A 15134-nucleotide genomic window follows, 5' to 3' on the forward strand; every position below is an offset into this window, starting at 1 on the left:
CGCCCTGCCCGCGCTGACCCCCGCGAGCGACCTCGCTCCACGCCGGCCGGGCGCCGCGCTCCGGGAACAGCTCGGCGAGTCCGGGGCTGGTGCGCTCGTACGGGCGGCGACCGGCGTGCTGCGCCGGCACAGGGACGCCGACCCGCGTCGCGGCGCCCTCGCGGGGGAGCGGAGTGTCGGGGCCGAACTCAAGCGCCTGACCCGCCACGGCTGGCGGGTCCTGCACTCCGTCCCGCTTCCGGACGGTACGGAGATCGGACACCTGCTCATCGGGCCCGGAGGGGTCTTCGCGGTGAGCACCGAGCACCGTCCCGGGGCATCGGTACGGATCGGGGACGGCGCGCAGCGCATCGACGACGGCGCCCCGCAGCCGTACGAGCTCGATGGCCGGGCCGGTGCCCGGCGGGCCCGGGAGGCGCTGGAGGCGTACTGCGCCTTCGACGTGCCCGTCCAGACCGTGCTGGTGTTCACCGGCGTCACCGCACTGGAGGTGGCCGGCACCCCCGCCGGCGTCCGCGTGTACCGCGAGCGCGGGCTGTCCGCGCTCGCACCCCTGACGGGCGTGCTGACCGCCACCCAGGTGGAGCGGGTCTACGACGTCGCGCGGAACGCGGAGGCCTGGCTGGAGGCGTGATCCTGGGCCCGGCCGGTAGATTCCCCCGTACCGGGGCGGTGACGTCGCCGTGCCGCGCCGCCGAAGGGGAAGCCGCCATGACACTCCGCTGTGCCGTGCTCGACGACTACCAGTCCGTGGCGGCCACCGCCGCGGACTGGTCTCCCGTCGCCGACGACGTCGACGTGGTCGGATTCACCGAGCACTGCGCCACCGAGGACGAACTGGCGGAGCAGCTCGCCGAGTTCGACATCGTCGTGACGCTCCGGGAGCGTGTGCCGTTCCCCGCGACCCTGATCGAGAGGCTGCCCCGGCTCCGGCTGATCGTCGCCTCGGGCATGCGCAACACGTCCATCGACTACGCCGCCGCCGAGCGGCACGAAATCACGGTCTGCGGCACCGCCAGCACGGCCACCCCGCCCGTCGAGCTCACCTGGGCGCTGTTGCTCGGACTGGCGCGGGGAATCGTGACCGAGGCCAACTCCCTCCGCGCTGGAGGCCCCTGGCAGTCCACCGTCGGAGCCGACCTGCACGGGCGCAGGCTCGGGATCATCGGACTGGGGAAGATCGGCAGCAGGGTCGCCGCGGTCGGCCGCGCCTTCGGGATGGACGTGGTCGCCTGGAGCGAGCACCTGACCGAGGAGCGGGCGCAGGAGGCCGGGGCCGGATTCGTCGCGTCCAGGGAAGAGCTGCTGGAGACCAGCGACTTCGTCTCCGTGCACCTGGTCCTGAGCGACCGCACGCGGGGCCTGCTGGGTGCGAAGGAGCTCGGGCTGATGAGGCCCGGCAGCTATCTGGTCAACACCTCGCGGGCGGCGATCATCGACCAGGACGCGCTGCTCGACGTCCTGCACAGGGGGGCCATCGCGGGCGCCGGCATCGACGTGTTCGACGTCGAGCCGCTCCCCGCGGACCACCCGATGCGCAGCGCGCCGCGCCTCCTGGCCACACCGCACCTGGGCTACGTGTCGCAGGCCAACTACGCGGCCTACTACGGGGACGCGGTCGAGGACATCCGGGCCTTCCTGGACGGGAAGCCCGTACGCAGGCTCGGCTGACAGGTTGGCCGCCCCGGGCCCCGCGTGCCCCCGGGTTTCCCGGCGGTAGACCACGGATCGGAAGTAGCCTGACCGAAGGGGCACTTGGGCCCTGTGGACAGGGAGGGCGCCCGATGAGCCTGCTCGACGACGAGACGGCGGCAGGCATGGTCCCCGTACCGCCCGGCACGGTCGGTCTCCGCGACGACCGACGCGGTGCGGAGTGGGAGGAGACCGTCGACCCCTTCCTGCTCGCCCGCCTCCCCGTCACCCTCGGCCAGTACTGGGCCCTCACGGACACGGCCCCCGATCCCGCCGTCTCCCACGCCCTGCCCCTGACGAACGTCAGCTGGCTCGACGCCGTCGACGTGTGCAACCGCTTCTCGGCCCGCGTCGGACTGGCTCCGGTCTACTCCCACGACGCGCGGAGCGCCGAGGTGACCCGCGACCCCGCCGCCGACGGCTACCGGCTGCCCACGGAGGCGGAGTGGCAGTACGCGTGCAAGGCGGGCACCACCGGCTACCGCTACGGCGAACTCGACGACATCGCCTGGTACGAGGGCAATGCGGGCGGCCGGATCCACGACGTCGGCGGCAGGACCCCGAACCCCTGGGGGCTGTACGACATGCTGGGCAACGTCTGGGAGTGGTGCTGGGACCTCTACGACGAGGAGGTCTACGGCGCCTACCGCACCTTCCGCGGCGGTGGCTGGGCCGAGACGGAGCGCGGCTGCGGCGCCACGGTCCGGCGCCGCAGCCACCCCACGTTCGCGATCGACGACCTCGGCCTCCGGATGGCCCGGAACCGCTGAGGCGTGGGCGTCGAGAAAGACGCGGTAATGGTGGAGGTTCGAGTCCTCCCCCCGGCACCACCTACCGGGGTGGCCCAACATGGCAGAGGCAGCCGCGATCACACTCAGACTCTCGCTCCAGCTTCAGCATCGCCACCGACTGCCAGATCGACCGAGTACGGACGAACACCTTTGAATGCTGGCTCGAATCCGGCCTGCGCCTCTTCACGGCGCGGTAGTTCAATGGAAGAACGCGATGGTATGACGACTGATCCGCACTCTTGAACGGCGCTGGCACGCGCAATTGGGTGGCAACCCCAGGGGCCCGGGAGCTGGATACGACTCCCGGGCCCCGCCACGTCTGCCGCACCCCACCCCGGCAGACGTCAGACGGCCTTACACGGCCGACACGGCCGAGGAGGAGAACAGCACACGGTCGGTGCCGAAGGCCTCGGAGGCCGGTCCTGCCAGGGGCCAGCGGGTTGACGGCGAAACAGGACATGACCCAGTCCCCGAATTGGCGTCCCGATGAGCGCCCGCCACTGAACGGCGAGCCGAAGCCACCCGTCGACCAGGCCGTGGCCTCCGTGGCCACCACGGCGGAGATGCTGGCCCACCCCGACGTGGACGAATGCATGCTGGCCCCCTCGGAGCGGCACCGCCTGTCCCCGATACGGGGCCCGGCCCGCCGCGACGATGTGGTGGCGGCCCGCCTCCTGCTGCGCCTGTGCGCGGTACGGGCCACGGGCCATTCCCGTTCGCGATCGTGCTCGCCCAGTACTGCCCCGACTGTGGGAAGCACGGTCACGGCCGTCTCTCGCTACTCGGCCGGTCGGCCGGCCCCGGGCCCGTGGGCATCGACGCGGAACCCTTCACCCGCCGCGTCGGCCTCCGGCGCGGCTGAAGTGGATCCTGCCCGAGGTCGACCTACAGGCAGCCGCCCCCCGGACCCGGGAACCGGGCGGGGTCACCGGTCAGGAAATTCCTGCTCCGCGTCCTTGAAGCCCATGCGGGAGAACTGCTCGGCTCCATTCGTGAGCTGTACCTGGCGGTTCAAGTCGAGGCCCCCGCTCTTCGCCGCTGTGCCGACCATGTCGGTGATCTGCGTCCCAAGGCTGGAGAGCAGGTTCTCCGCCTCTGCGGTGCGCAGTGTCCCTCGCCAGGAGGCCGTGAGGTGTCCAGCGGGGTCACGCTCGTCGGACGGGGGCGCGGATCCGTCTTCTGTCAGCCGGTCGAAGACCTCGGTGCGCCAGTCCTCCCAGCTGATCTTCCCCAGGTTCCGCAGGCTCTTCCAGCCTTCGCCCCGGTCCCTGTGCACATGTTCGGCGAGGGCGTCGAACACGCCCAGGACGTATCCGGCGGACTTGGTCTCGGTAGCGAAGCGGCTGCCGTCGGCGTCAGGTGGTACCGAAGTGAGCTTTCCAGCGGCTTGTCGGGATACCGCCTCGCGGAGTTGCGCATAGGCGGCCGGGGTCTCCGAGAGGCGCCGCATCAGGCGCACGAGGTAGTCCGACGCCACGGACATGTGGACGCCCTCATCGTCCTTCCAGGGCGGCTCGGAATTCCTTCCGGCTCGGATGTACTCGATGTTTGCCGGCCTGAGGCTTTCGTAGACGTCCGGCATGTAGTCCGCCAGCGTCTTCGAGAACGGGACGGCGAAGTCTGAGCTGATCTTTCTCTCGTCCTCCGGCCCCTGGGTGTCCTCCAACGCGACCAGGATGTTCTTCATCGCCTGTGCCTGAACGACGGAGTGTTCGCCGGTCCTGTCTCCTGTGGTGGCCCGGTGGATCGCGTTCGCGAGGGTGGCGCAGTCACCGATGTCCTGTGGTTCCGCCGCCAACGTCGAGCGTAGGCGCTCGTCCTGGCTCATCTCCTCGCAGAAACCGGGTCCGTCGTCGGTGTGCAGATAGAGCCAGCCGCCACCGCTCCCTGCCAGCAGGACACACAGGGCGCCGACGACTACAAGGCGCCGCCCTGTCACGCGAGACTTCGACGTGGCTTCAGGGGCATCCGGAGTGGCCGAATCGGATGGCGCAGGCGTGCTCACTGTCAGCTGTTCCCGTCTGTCAGGTACTTGGACGTTGTCCCGACACCTCGGTCGTGGCCCTGGAGCATGTATGTGGCGTATGCCTGCTGGGCGTCGTTGTCGACGCCCGGACGGTCCTGTGCCCATCCTTCGACCATGTATGCGATCTTCTCGTTCGTCGCCAAATACCGGTCCGAGATGGCCGCGTTGGCAACGGCGTCGGCGTCACCTTTCATGGAATTGCCCAGTTCCCAGGTGATGGTGTCCACACCGCGCTGGAGCAGGTCGCCGTAGGCGATGGAGACGGCCGCGCCGCCTGCCGTGAAGTACAGCGGGGTCACCGCCCCGCCGACCAGGTGATAGGCGGCCTTCATCTTCCAGTCGGCATCCGCGTACTTGTCCATGCGCTCGTCGTTGAGTACGTCTTCCTTGATGGCGCTGTAGGCGCCCATGGCGGTGCCCATGTTCTCCATCTTCGCGTTGACGGCTTCAGGGGTGGTGCCTTCCGGCAACGATCCGAGCACGTTGCCGATATGGCGCAGTTCGGCCTTTTCCAGAGTGCCGAACGCCTCAGGGTCCTCGGAGAGCCCTCTGAGGACCTGGCTGAGGTCGTCGGCATGGACGGCCAGGTGGGTGGAACCGTCCTGCTCGAAGTAACCGTCGCCGTTTGCGGCTCGCATGTATGCGGTGTCCACCCCGGTCAGGATCTGGTGGGTGTCCGAGCCGTACTCGCCCAGTGCGTTGGCCAGCGGCCGGCGGAGGTTCGCCGGGATCTCGGCCTCCGTCCCCGACGTCGGTGCCAGATCGGTGACGGCCGTATGCAGGATGCGGGCCTGCGCCTCGGTGTGTTTCACGTCGGGCCAGGGGTCCTCGCCGTCCTGCAGCGGGATGTGGCCGGTGGTAGCAGCCTCCAGTGCGGCGCCGAGCCCGGCGTGCCCGAACGGGTCGTCGGTCTGGACCAACGGGTACAAGGAGAGGGTGACCTTCGGCCACTCGCGGGCGTTCTCGCCCTGGCCCATGAGGTAGTCCAACCGGCCGTTGCCCTTGGCCGGGTCAGGGCCCGGGTCGAGGTAGGCGGTCGCGGTGTCAGGATCGCGGCTCATGATACCGAGGAGGTTGTCGATGGCGTCCGCCCGGACGCCGTTGTGGCCGACCCCGAGCTGGACGAAGAGCTCCTTGTCCTTGCCCTCGGCGGCGATGAGTTCGTCGCCCAGCTCGTACATGAATTCCGGGTCGAACTTCTCATCGGCCATGTTCATCACGGCCACGAAGCCCGAGTAGCCCCGGATCGGGTTCTCCGCTTCGCCGTAGTTCCCGGTGCCGTTCACTCTGAGGTCCTCGGTGAAGTCCTCGTAGAAGGCGCGCTCCTTGGCGCCCTGGGGGTCCTTCGTGGCGCTGGCGATGGAGTTGCCGAGCTCACGCTGGATCCCGAGCAGCTGCGCGCGGCTCTTCTTGTCCCCGTCCGCCATCTCGAACAGCCTGTTGCCGAGCTTGATCGTGCCGTCTGCCCCGAGCCTGGCGAGCAGGGGCTGACTGAAGTCCTTGTTGCCACTGTTGGCATGAATCACGCGTTCGAACTGATCAAGTTCGGTGGGAGAGACCTTTTCGCCCGCGTTGAGCTTCATCGCGGTGTCGGCGACGGCCTCTGCTTCGTAGACCTCGATGTCGCCGCTGGGCGTGTGGTTGAAGCCGCCCTGGGTGCCGTCCTGGTCGTTGCTGTCCCTGGTGGCTGCCTTCAGGGCAAGGGCGAAACCGGCGTCGGCGTCACCGACCGCCTGCACGGCTCTGGATATCCGATCGGTCCAGGACTGTTCGGTGGAGTGCAGATCAGGGTCGTGACGGGCGGAGAACCGCTGGTCCTCCGTCAACTTGCTGAAATCCAGGTGGCACTGACCTCGATCGGAGACGGTCATTCCGGCGGCCACGGCGTCGCCGGCAGCGGTCTTCACCTTGCCCCGTAGATCGACGAACTGAGCATGCGCGTCTCGGATCAACGAGGCCAGAGCCTTCGCTTCGGCCTGGGCGGCCGCGTATTCCTTGAGCGTGATGTCGAAGCGCCGGTTGGCTGACTCGGCGCTCTGCCCGACCCAGGACGGGCCGAGGCTGATCCCGTGCACATCGCGCCTGTAGGAGCGCTCTGCCGTTGCGAACCGGCCCGCCATCGCGTCCCACTTCTCGGCTGCGGTGATGAGGGTGGAGAGGTCTGTCGTCATGACCTCGTGGTAGCTCGGCATGGCTGAATCTCCCGTCAGAGTCCGTCGATATTCGACTTCAGGCCGAGGCCCGTGCCGATGCCGATGTCGTTGTTCCGGAAGATGATGCCGGTGTCGCGTAGAGAGGCGCTCTCCGATGAGAGGCGCGTGCACAGCACCCGGAGCGAGCTGTCCCAGCCTTCGCCGTCCTTGGGGCCGAAGGCTTTGACAGCCACGCTGTTGGCCTCGTCCGCCCACTTACCCGCGTCACGGGTTTCCGTGAGTATGCGCTCGTCGATCGCGTCGGCTGCGGCCTTCTTCTCGGCGGGGGTGGACGCGCAGGAGGGACTGAGGGGGCCAGCTGATGACGAGCCACCCTGGTCGGCCGGCAATTGGTTCAGTTGCATGCCGGTCGAAGTGCTCTCGCGTTGATCCGACTTGATCTGTTCCCACTCGTCCCACGCCATCGAAATCCTCGCCCCCGGTTCCCGGCTCTGCACCATGGTCGTCACAGGCAGTGCTCACTCGCATGTCAGTATGAATGACGCTCCGTGCAGCAGCTTGCCGGGGCCTGGCCGTAGGCGAGCCCGCGTTCGCGGTTGTGGCGGGCACTCCGCGCCCGAGGCTCCTGGCGAGAGGGCGGGACTGAACTCGCTGGGCCCGGAGTGCACGCGTATCAGGGCGGGGCGTGCAACGGTCGCACGGAGAGGCACAACACGTGGAGCTGTTGAGGGACGACGACCCGAAGACGATCGGGGGATACCCCCTGTGCTCCTCGCTGCGCCGCGTTCGCGTCGTCTCCGCAGTTGGTCCTCGTCCAGCGAGGTGTACGTCGCGGGCGCCGCGGTGTGCGGGTCACCGCCGTGGCTCTTCTTCAGGGCACGGGTGACGGGTTCCGTCGATGCTGCAGCAACGCCTCCATGACCTTCACACTCCGTGGGTCATGTCCCGTGTTGTGGTGAGGTGATCAGCTGACGGCGCGGGGGTGGGATTCCACGCGGTTGTCCCAGCCGGACCCTCGCACCGTCTACAGGCTGAGCCGGGCGCGGCATCGGGCGGCGGAGGGCGACCGGCGGGTGGCAGAGGCCGAGGAACACGGGGGCGGCCGGAGCTCCACGGAGGGACGGCCGTTGGCGGTGGCGAAGGACGTCGACGAGCCATATGTGCTGTCCTGCCGCTGGGGCCCGCCTCGAGATCGGGTCCGACGGCCGGCTGACCGGAAGTCACCGACGACGGGGACACCGGCGGCTCCTCCGCCCGCTTCCGACAGCCAGTCGTGCCGCGAGGCCCTGTAGGTCGTGAGGGCCACGGAGGGTCGGTCTTCATGCCTGTCCCGGATTCCGACGAGCCCGGGACAGAAAAAGACCCCCTGCGCAGTGTCTCCACTGGCGAGAGGGTCTTTTCGGCACTTCCTGCGAAGTGCCCCCGGCAGGATTCGAACCTGCGCACCCGGCTCCGGAGGCCGATGCTCTATCCCCTGAGCTACGGGGGCGATATCGCTGCTCTCGGCGGCGACGAGTGAAACCCTACCAGCTCCGGCCGGGTGTCCGGGAACAGGTATTTCCGTGCCGCGGGCGCCCGTGTCCGAGAGGTACGCGGCCGCCGCTCCGGGAGGACGCCGGCCGCCCCGCCGGGGCGCAAGTGGGCAAAACCCGGACGCAGCTACTCCGCTCGACCTACCCTCGAAGGGTGTCAGGGGCGTACGGCCGCGTGCTTGTTGTGGACGACAACAAGGTCATCCGGCAGCTGATCAGGGTCAACCTCGAGCTGGAGGGCTTCGAGGTCGTGACCGCGGCCGATGGCGTCGAGTGCCTGGACCTGGTGCACGAGGTCTGCCCCGATGTGATCACTCTCGACGTGGTGATGCCCAGGCTCGACGGACTGCAGACCGCGGCCCGGCTGCGCGCCGATCCCCGGACCGGACATCTGCCCGTCGCCGTCATCAGCGCGTGCACGCCCCCCGACGCGGATTCCGGGGCGGCCGCCGGGGTCGACGCCTTCCTGGCGAAACCGTTCGAGCCGAGCGACCTGGTGCGCATGGTGCGCCGGCTCGCGCACCGGGAGGATCCGGCGCCGTTCGACGGCAGGCACGGCGCGGGGACGGCCGGGAGCGCGGCCGGCTGACCGGGTGCCCGCCCGGAACGCTGCCCGTATGGCGAAACCGGTTGGCGAAGCGCCCCCCTTCCTCCCATACGCTTGTCCCGTGACCCCCGCAGATCTCTCCCGGACCGTGCTGCACGCTGTGCGCCGCGCGGTCGACGAGGACGCCCTGCGCGCGCCGGTGCCCGCCCGCGTGCGGGTGGAGCGGACGCGGCCGGGCGGCAGCGGGGACTACGCCTGCGCCGTCGCCCTCCAACTGGCCGGCCCCGCCGCGCTCCCCGCGCGGGAGGTCGCCGCGCTGCTGCGGGACCGCGTCGTCGGCACGCCCGGGATCGGCCGGGTCGAGATCACCGGGCCCGGCTTCCTGAACTTCACCCTCGACGCCGCCGCCGACGGCCACGCGCGCGCCGACCGCGTCCGCGAGGTGCGCGAGACGGGCCTGCGGTACGGACGGGTCACCACGGAGGCCGGGCGCCTCCACCGGCTCCACCACCCGCGCGAGGTCCGGGCAGCGGTCCTGGCGCAGAGCGTGGCGCGCCTCCTGCGCACCCAGGGCGGTCAGGTGATCGTCGGCTGCGCGGGGGAGCCCGACCCTGCCTGGGAGGAGCTACGGGTCCGGGTCGGCCCGCGCCACGGGGCCGAGGGGAGCTCCGAGATCCGCCCCGTGCCCGCCGGTGCCACCGCCGGGACGCTGGTGCGGCGGCTCGGGTGCGACGCCGCGCTCTGGGGCCTGCAGCGGCCCGCCGCCCACGACCGCGCACCCCTGGCCGGTGATCTCCTCGTGCAGGGGGAGTCCAATCCCCTCTTCCTGGTCCGCTACGCCCACGCCCGCGCCCGCGCGCTCGTCCGTGAGGGAGAGAGGCTCGGCCTCGGCCCCGCGTACGAGGAGGACGTCGACGCGCCCGCGCTGCATACCGCGCTCGCCGATCACCCCGGCGTGCTGGCCGCCGCCGCGCGCCACCACGCGCCCGACCGCGTCGCCCGGCACCTGGAAACGGTGGCGGACGCCTTCTTCGACTTCCACGGCACGACTCCGCCGCTCCCCGTCGGCGACGAGAAACCCTCGGCCGCCCACCGCTCCCGGCTGGCCCTTGCCGAAGCCGCCGGGAAGGTGCTGGCAGGTGGCCTCTTCATGCTCGGCATCCACGCGCCCCCACACGTCTGATCCAGAGACCTGAGAGAGCAGAGCAGAACGATGAGCCGATCCGCACACCCCGCCGGGCCCCGTCACGCCGACGTCCTCCCCGAGGGCCACTACACCGCCCCGGCCACCGACCTGAACGAGCTGGACGCGAAGGTCTGGTCCCGTACCGTCACCCGTGACGCGGACGGTGCGCTCACCGTCGGCGGCATCGGAGTCGCCCGTCTCGCCGAGGAGTTCGGCACCCCCGCGTACTTCCTGGACGAGTCCGACTTCCGTGCGCGCTGCCGCGCCTGGGCCGATGCCTTCGGGGCGGACGCCGACGTCTTCTACGCGGGGAAGGCCTTCCTGTCGCGCGCCGTGGTGCGCTGGCTCAAGGAGGAGGGGCTGAACCTCGACGTCTGCTCCGGCGGTGAACTGGCGACCGCGCTGGACGCGGGGATGCCCGCCGAGCGCATCGCCCTCCACGGCAACAACAAGACCGTCGCCGAGATCGAGCGGGCCGTCGAGGCGGGCGTCGGGCGGATCGTGCTCGACTCCTTCCAGGAGATCGCCCGCGTCGCGCACATCGCCCAGCGGCTCGGCGTCCGCCAGCGCGTGCAGATCCGTGTCACGGTCGGGGTCGAGGCCCACACCCACGAGTTCATCGCCACCGCGCACGAGGACCAGAAGTTCGGCATCGCGCTGGCGGGCGGCCAGGCCGCCGAAGCGGTCCGCAGGGCACTCACCCTGGACGGCCTGGAGCTCATCGGGATCCACTCGCACATCGGGTCCCAGATCTTCGACATGGCCGGCTTCGAGGTCTCCGCGCGGCGCGTCGTGCAGCTGCTCGCCGAGGTCCGCGACGAGCACGGCGTCGAGCTCCCCGAGATCGACCTCGGCGGCGGCCTCGGGATCGCGTACACCTCCGACGACGACCCCCGCGAGCCGCACGAGATCGCCAAGGCGCTCGGCGACATCGTGACGAGGGAGTGCGAGGCGGCCGGTCTGCGCACCCCGCGGATCTCCGTCGAGCCGGGCCGCGCGATCGTCGGGCCCACGGCGTTCACGCTGTACGAGGTCGGCACGATCAAGCCCCTCGAGGGGCTGCGGACGTACGTCAGCGTCGACGGCGGGATGTCGGACAACATCCGCACCGCGCTGTACGACGCCGAGTACAGCGTCGCGCTCGTCTCGCGCACCTCCGACGCCGAGCCGATGCTGGTCCGGGTCGTCGGCAAGCACTGCGAGAGTGGTGACATCGTGGTCAAGGACGCGTTCCTGCCGTCCGACCTGGCATCCGGCGACCTGATCGCGGTGCCGGCCACCGGCGCGTACTGCCGCTCCATGGCGAGCAACTACAACCACGCCCTGCGCCCGCCGGTCGTCGCCGTGCGCGACGGGCAGGCCCGGGTCGTCGTCCGGCGCGAGACGGAGGAAGATCTCCTGCGCCTCGATGTCGGCTGATGAAATTTACATCTCAAAATCCGGACGGGTGGCAGAAACCCCCGTCCGGTGAGTGAGACTGGTCCACACATCAGAAGTATGAGAAACGAGGTCGGATGATGCGTACGCGTCCGCTGAAGGTGGCGCTGCTGGGCTGTGGAGTGGTCGGCTCAGAAGTGGCGCGCATCATGACGACGCACGCCGACGACCTCGCCGCGCGCATCGGCGCGCCGGTCGAGCTCGCCGGTGTCGCCGTCCGCCGGCCCTCCAAGGTGCGGGAGGGGATCGACCCCGCACTCATCACGACCGACGCCACCGCACTGGTCAAGCGGGGCGACATCGACGTCGTCGTCGAGGTCATCGGCGGCATCGAGCCCGCCCGCACGCTCATCACGACCGCCTTCGAGCACGGCGCGGGCGTCGTCTCGGCGAACAAGGCCCTGCTCGCCGAGGACGGCTCCGCCCTCCACGCCACCGCCGAGAAGCACGGCAGGGACCTCTACTACGAGGCGGCCGTGGCCGGTGCCATCCCGCTCGTGCGGCCGCTGCGCGAGTCCCTCGCAGGCGACAAGGTCAACCGGGTGCTCGGCATCGTCAACGGCACGACCAACTTCATCCTCGACAAGATGGACACGAGCGGCGCCGGATACTCCGAGGCGCTCGACGAGGCCACCGCCCTCGGGTACGCCGAGGCCGACCCGACCGCCGACGTGGAGGGCTTCGACGCCGCCGCGAAGGCCGCCATCCTGGCCGGGATCGCCTTCCACACCCGGGTGCGGATCGGCGAGGTGCACCGCGAGGGCATCACCGAGGTCACCGCCGCCGACATCGCCTCCGCCCGCCGCATGGGCTGCACCGTCAAGCTCCTCGCGATCTGCGAGCGCGCCGCCGACGGCAACTCCGTCACCGCCCGCGTGCACCCCGCGATGATCCCGCTCAGCCACCCGCTGGCCTCCGTCCGCGAGGCGTACAACGCGGTGTTCGTCGAGGCCGAGGCGGCCGGGCAGCTGATGTTCTACGGTCCCGGTGCCGGCGGCTCCCCGACCGCGTCCGCGGTCCTCGGCGACCTGGTCGCCGTCTGCCGCAACATCATCGGAGCGACCACCGGTCCCGGTGAGTCCGCGTACACGCGCCTGCCGGTCAGCCCCATGGGCGATGTCGTCACGCGCTACCACATCAGTCTCGACGTGGCCGACAAGCCTGGCGTACTCGCCCAGGTCGCGACGGTCTTCGCCGAACAGGGCGTATCCATCGATACGGTCCGCCAGCAGAGTCGGCCGGACAGTCAGGAAACCGGCGGCGAGGCATCCCTCGTCGTCGTCACCCACCGCGCGCCCGACGCAGCCCTCTCCGGGACCGTCGAAGCGCTGCGCAAGCTGGACACCGTGCGCGGTGTCGCCAGCATCATGCGTGTTGAAGGGGAGTAAGGACCCATGACCAGCAAGGGCACCCACCAGTGGCGCGGCATCATCGAGGAGTACCGGGACCGCCTTCCGGTCACGAGCACGACGCCGGTCGTCACACTCCGTGAGGGCGGCACGCCGCTCGTTCCGGCGCAGGTCCTCTCCGAGCGCACGGGCTGCGAGGTGCACCTCAAGGTCGAGGGCGCCAACCCCACCGGTTCGTTCAAGGACCGCGGGATGACCATGGCGATCACCCGGGCCAAGGAGGAGGGTGCGCAGGCCGTCATCTGCGCCTCCACCGGCAACACCTCCGCCTCCGCCGCCGCGTACGCGGTGCGCGCCGGCATGGTCTGCGCCGTCCTCGTGCCGCAGGGCAAGATCGCACTGGGCAAGATGGGGCAGGCGCTCGTCCACGGCGCGAAGATCCTCCAGGTCGACGGCAACTTCGACGACTGCCTGACCCTGGCCCGCAGCCTCTCCGACAACTACCCGGTGGCGCTGGTCAATTCGGTCAACCCGGTCCGGATCGAGGGACAGAAGACCGCCGCCTTCGAGATCGTCGACGCGCTCGGCGACGCCCCTGACATCCACGTCCTGCCGGTGGGCAACGCGGGCAACATCACGGCCTACTGGAAGGGCTACCGGGAGTACGCGGGTGACGGCGTCTCCGCGCGCACCCCGCGCATGTGGGGCTTCCAGGCGTCCGGTTCCGCGCCGATCGTGCGCGGTGAGATCGTCAAGGACCCGGCGACCATCGCCACCGCGATCCGCATCGGCAACCCGGCGTCCTGGCAGTTCGCACTGGACGCGCGTGACGAGTCGGGCGGCTTCATCGACGATGTGACGGACCGTCAGATCCTCTCGGCGTACCGTCTGCTGGCCTCCCAGGAGGGCGTCTTCGTCGAGCCCGCGTCCGCGGCGTCGGTGGCCGGTCTGCTCAAGGCCGCCGAAGAGGGCAAGGTCGACCCCGGCCAGAAGATCGTCTGCACCGTCACGGGCAACGGCCTCAAGGACCCCGACTGGGCCGTCGCGGGCGCACCGCAGCCGGTCACCGTCCCGGTCGACGCCGTGGCCGCGGCGGAGAAGCTGGGCCTCGCGTAGCAGTTCAGCCGCCCTCCGGGGCGGAGAGCGCATAGGAGGTGTGCGACACGCATCGTGCGCCTCCTGTGCGCCCTATGTCGCCACAGAACCTTCCTTCGATAGGCTGTGACCGACCCGCCCCGCCGCATCCGCCGCGGTGCAGCAGTCGTGGTGACTGCCGGGCCCCCCGTCCCCTCGCACAACGGCACCCCACGCACATCGCAGTACCCTGAACCACATCCCCGCCGCCGTACAGGAAGAGTCGTCCAACCGATGGCCGGTCCCGCGTTCCGAGCCGCCGCCGTCCGGGTGCGCGTCCCCGCAACCAGCGCCAATCTGGGCCCGGGTTTCGACGCCCTCGGCCTCTCGCTGGGGCTCTACGACGACGTCGTCGTCCGGGTCGCCGACTCCGGGCTGCACATCGACATCGCGGGTGAGGGCGCCGAGACGCTTCCCCGCGACGAGAGCCACCTGCTCGTCCGCTCCCTGCGCACGGCCTTCGACCTGCTCGGCGGACAGCCCCGCGGCCTCGAGATCGTCTGCGCCAACCGCATCCCGCACGGCCGCGGCCTCGGCTCCTCGTCGGCCGCCATCTGCGCCGGGATCGTCGCCGCGCGTGCCGTGACGACGGGCGGCGAGGCCCGCCTCGACGAGGCCGCGCTGCTGGAGCTGGCCACCGAGATCGAGGGCCACCCCGACAACGTCGCCGCCTGTCTCCTCGGCGGATTCACCCTCGCCTGGATGGACGGCGGAGCCGCCAGGGCGATCCGGATGGACCCGGCCGACTCCGTCGTCCCGGTGGTCTTCGTCCCGGCCGTGCCGGTGCTGACCGAGACCGCCCGCGGCCTGCTGCCGCGCACCGTCCCCCATGTGGACGCCGCGGCCAACGCCGGCCGTGCGGCCCTGCTCGTCGAGGCGCTGACCAGGCGCCCCGAGCTGCTGCTGGCCGCCACCGAGGACCGGATCCACCAGGAGTACCGGGGCCCGGCGATGCCGCAGAGCGTGGAGCTGGTGAACCGGCTGCGCGCCGACGGCGTCCCCGCTGTCATCTCCGGCGCGGGGCCCACCGTGCTCGCGCTGACGGATCAGGGCTCGGCCGACAAGGTCGCCCGGCTGGCGGGTGAGGGATGGGCCGCGAACCGGCTCGCCCTCGACGCCACGGGTGCGAGCGTGTTGCCGCTCGCCGCGTAATCCCATGTGATTGCCGGTGCATGAGAGGGGGAATGTTTGTTGGAGCCGGTAGTGTTAACCTCAAGTCAGCAATCGACGTCTTCGCGGCGCGTTGCTCCGTGTCCCCCTCCGGGACCACCACTCTTCCGGGAGCCT

The 15134-nt window shown here is 70.4% G+C and carries 12 protein-coding genes and 1 tRNA gene; 9 read left to right on the forward strand and 4 right to left on the reverse strand.

The genetic code is table 11. The annotated features are described in order from the left end of the window. From B9S57_RS10835 to B9S57_RS10845, 3 genes are all read left to right on the forward strand, one after another. Window positions 1-634, forward strand: a 634-nt coding sequence (locus tag B9S57_RS10835) for a nuclease-related domain-containing protein (RefSeq protein ID WP_146057745.1), incomplete at its 5' end; no start/stop codon positions are given. A gap of 77 nt (window positions 635-711) precedes the next feature. Next, window positions 712-1671 (forward strand): D-2-hydroxyacid dehydrogenase family protein, encoded by a 960-nt coding sequence (locus B9S57_RS10840; RefSeq protein WP_103515331.1) that lies wholly within the window; start codon window positions 712-714, stop codon window positions 1669-1671. 113 nt (window positions 1672-1784) lie between these two features. Continuing rightward, window positions 1785-2462 carry a formylglycine-generating enzyme family protein gene (locus B9S57_RS10845; RefSeq protein ID WP_103515332.1) on the forward strand — a complete coding sequence of 226 codons (678 nt, stop codon included), beginning with the start codon at window positions 1785-1787 and terminating at the stop codon, window positions 2460-2462. Window positions 2463-3408: 946 nt separating this feature from the next. Here B9S57_RS10845 and B9S57_RS10850 read toward each other — a convergent pair. From B9S57_RS10850 to B9S57_RS10865, 4 genes are all read right to left on the reverse strand, one after another. Then, on the reverse strand, window positions 3409-4422 hold the full coding sequence (locus B9S57_RS10850; RefSeq protein ID WP_103515333.1) for a hypothetical protein: 1014 nt from the start codon (window positions 4420-4422) through the stop codon (window positions 3409-3411). A 68-nt stretch (window positions 4423-4490) separates the two neighbouring features. Continuing rightward, entirely contained in the window at window positions 4491-6701 is a 2211-nt protein-coding gene (locus B9S57_RS10855; protein ID WP_103515334.1) for a hypothetical protein, read from the reverse strand. A 14-nt stretch (window positions 6702-6715) separates the two neighbouring features. Further along, window positions 6716-7126 (reverse strand): hypothetical protein, encoded by a 411-nt coding sequence (locus B9S57_RS10860; RefSeq protein WP_103515335.1) that lies wholly within the window; start codon window positions 7124-7126, stop codon window positions 6716-6718. A gap of 953 nt (window positions 7127-8079) precedes the next feature. After that, a tRNA-Arg gene (locus tag B9S57_RS10865) sits at window positions 8080-8151 on the reverse strand. A gap of 197 nt (window positions 8152-8348) precedes the next feature. Here B9S57_RS10865 and B9S57_RS10870 point away from each other — a divergent pair. From B9S57_RS10870 to thrB, 6 genes are all read left to right on the forward strand, one after another. Beyond that, window positions 8349-8783, forward strand: a complete 435-nt coding sequence (locus B9S57_RS10870; RefSeq protein WP_374935927.1) for a response regulator — start codon at window positions 8349-8351, stop codon at window positions 8781-8783. 79 nt (window positions 8784-8862) lie between these two features. Further along, entirely contained in the window at window positions 8863-9924 is a 1062-nt protein-coding gene (gene nrtL / locus B9S57_RS10875; protein WP_103515337.1) for an ArgS-related anticodon-binding protein NrtL, read from the forward strand. A gap of 30 nt (window positions 9925-9954) precedes the next feature. Next, complete coding sequence (gene lysA, locus B9S57_RS10880) at window positions 9955-11346, forward strand: diaminopimelate decarboxylase (protein ID WP_103515338.1); 1392 nt, start codon at window positions 9955-9957, stop codon at window positions 11344-11346. 95 nt (window positions 11347-11441) lie between these two features. Then, window positions 11442-12752: a homoserine dehydrogenase gene (locus B9S57_RS10885; RefSeq protein ID WP_181011313.1), complete on the forward strand. Its 1311-nt coding sequence runs from the start codon at window positions 11442-11444 to the stop codon at window positions 12750-12752. Between the two features lie 6 nt (window positions 12753-12758). After that, on the forward strand, window positions 12759-13829 hold the full coding sequence (gene thrC / locus B9S57_RS10890) for a threonine synthase (protein ID WP_103515339.1): 1071 nt from the start codon (window positions 12759-12761) through the stop codon (window positions 13827-13829). 252 nt (window positions 13830-14081) lie between these two features. Continuing rightward, window positions 14082-14999, forward strand: a complete 918-nt coding sequence (gene thrB, locus B9S57_RS10895; RefSeq protein WP_103515340.1) for a homoserine kinase — start codon at window positions 14082-14084, stop codon at window positions 14997-14999. Window positions 15000-15134: the final 135 nt, after the last annotated feature.

It is taken from the genome of Streptomyces sp. SM10, from assembly GCF_002910915.1.
Classification (GTDB): Bacteria; Actinomycetota; Actinomycetes; order Streptomycetales; family Streptomycetaceae; genus Streptomyces.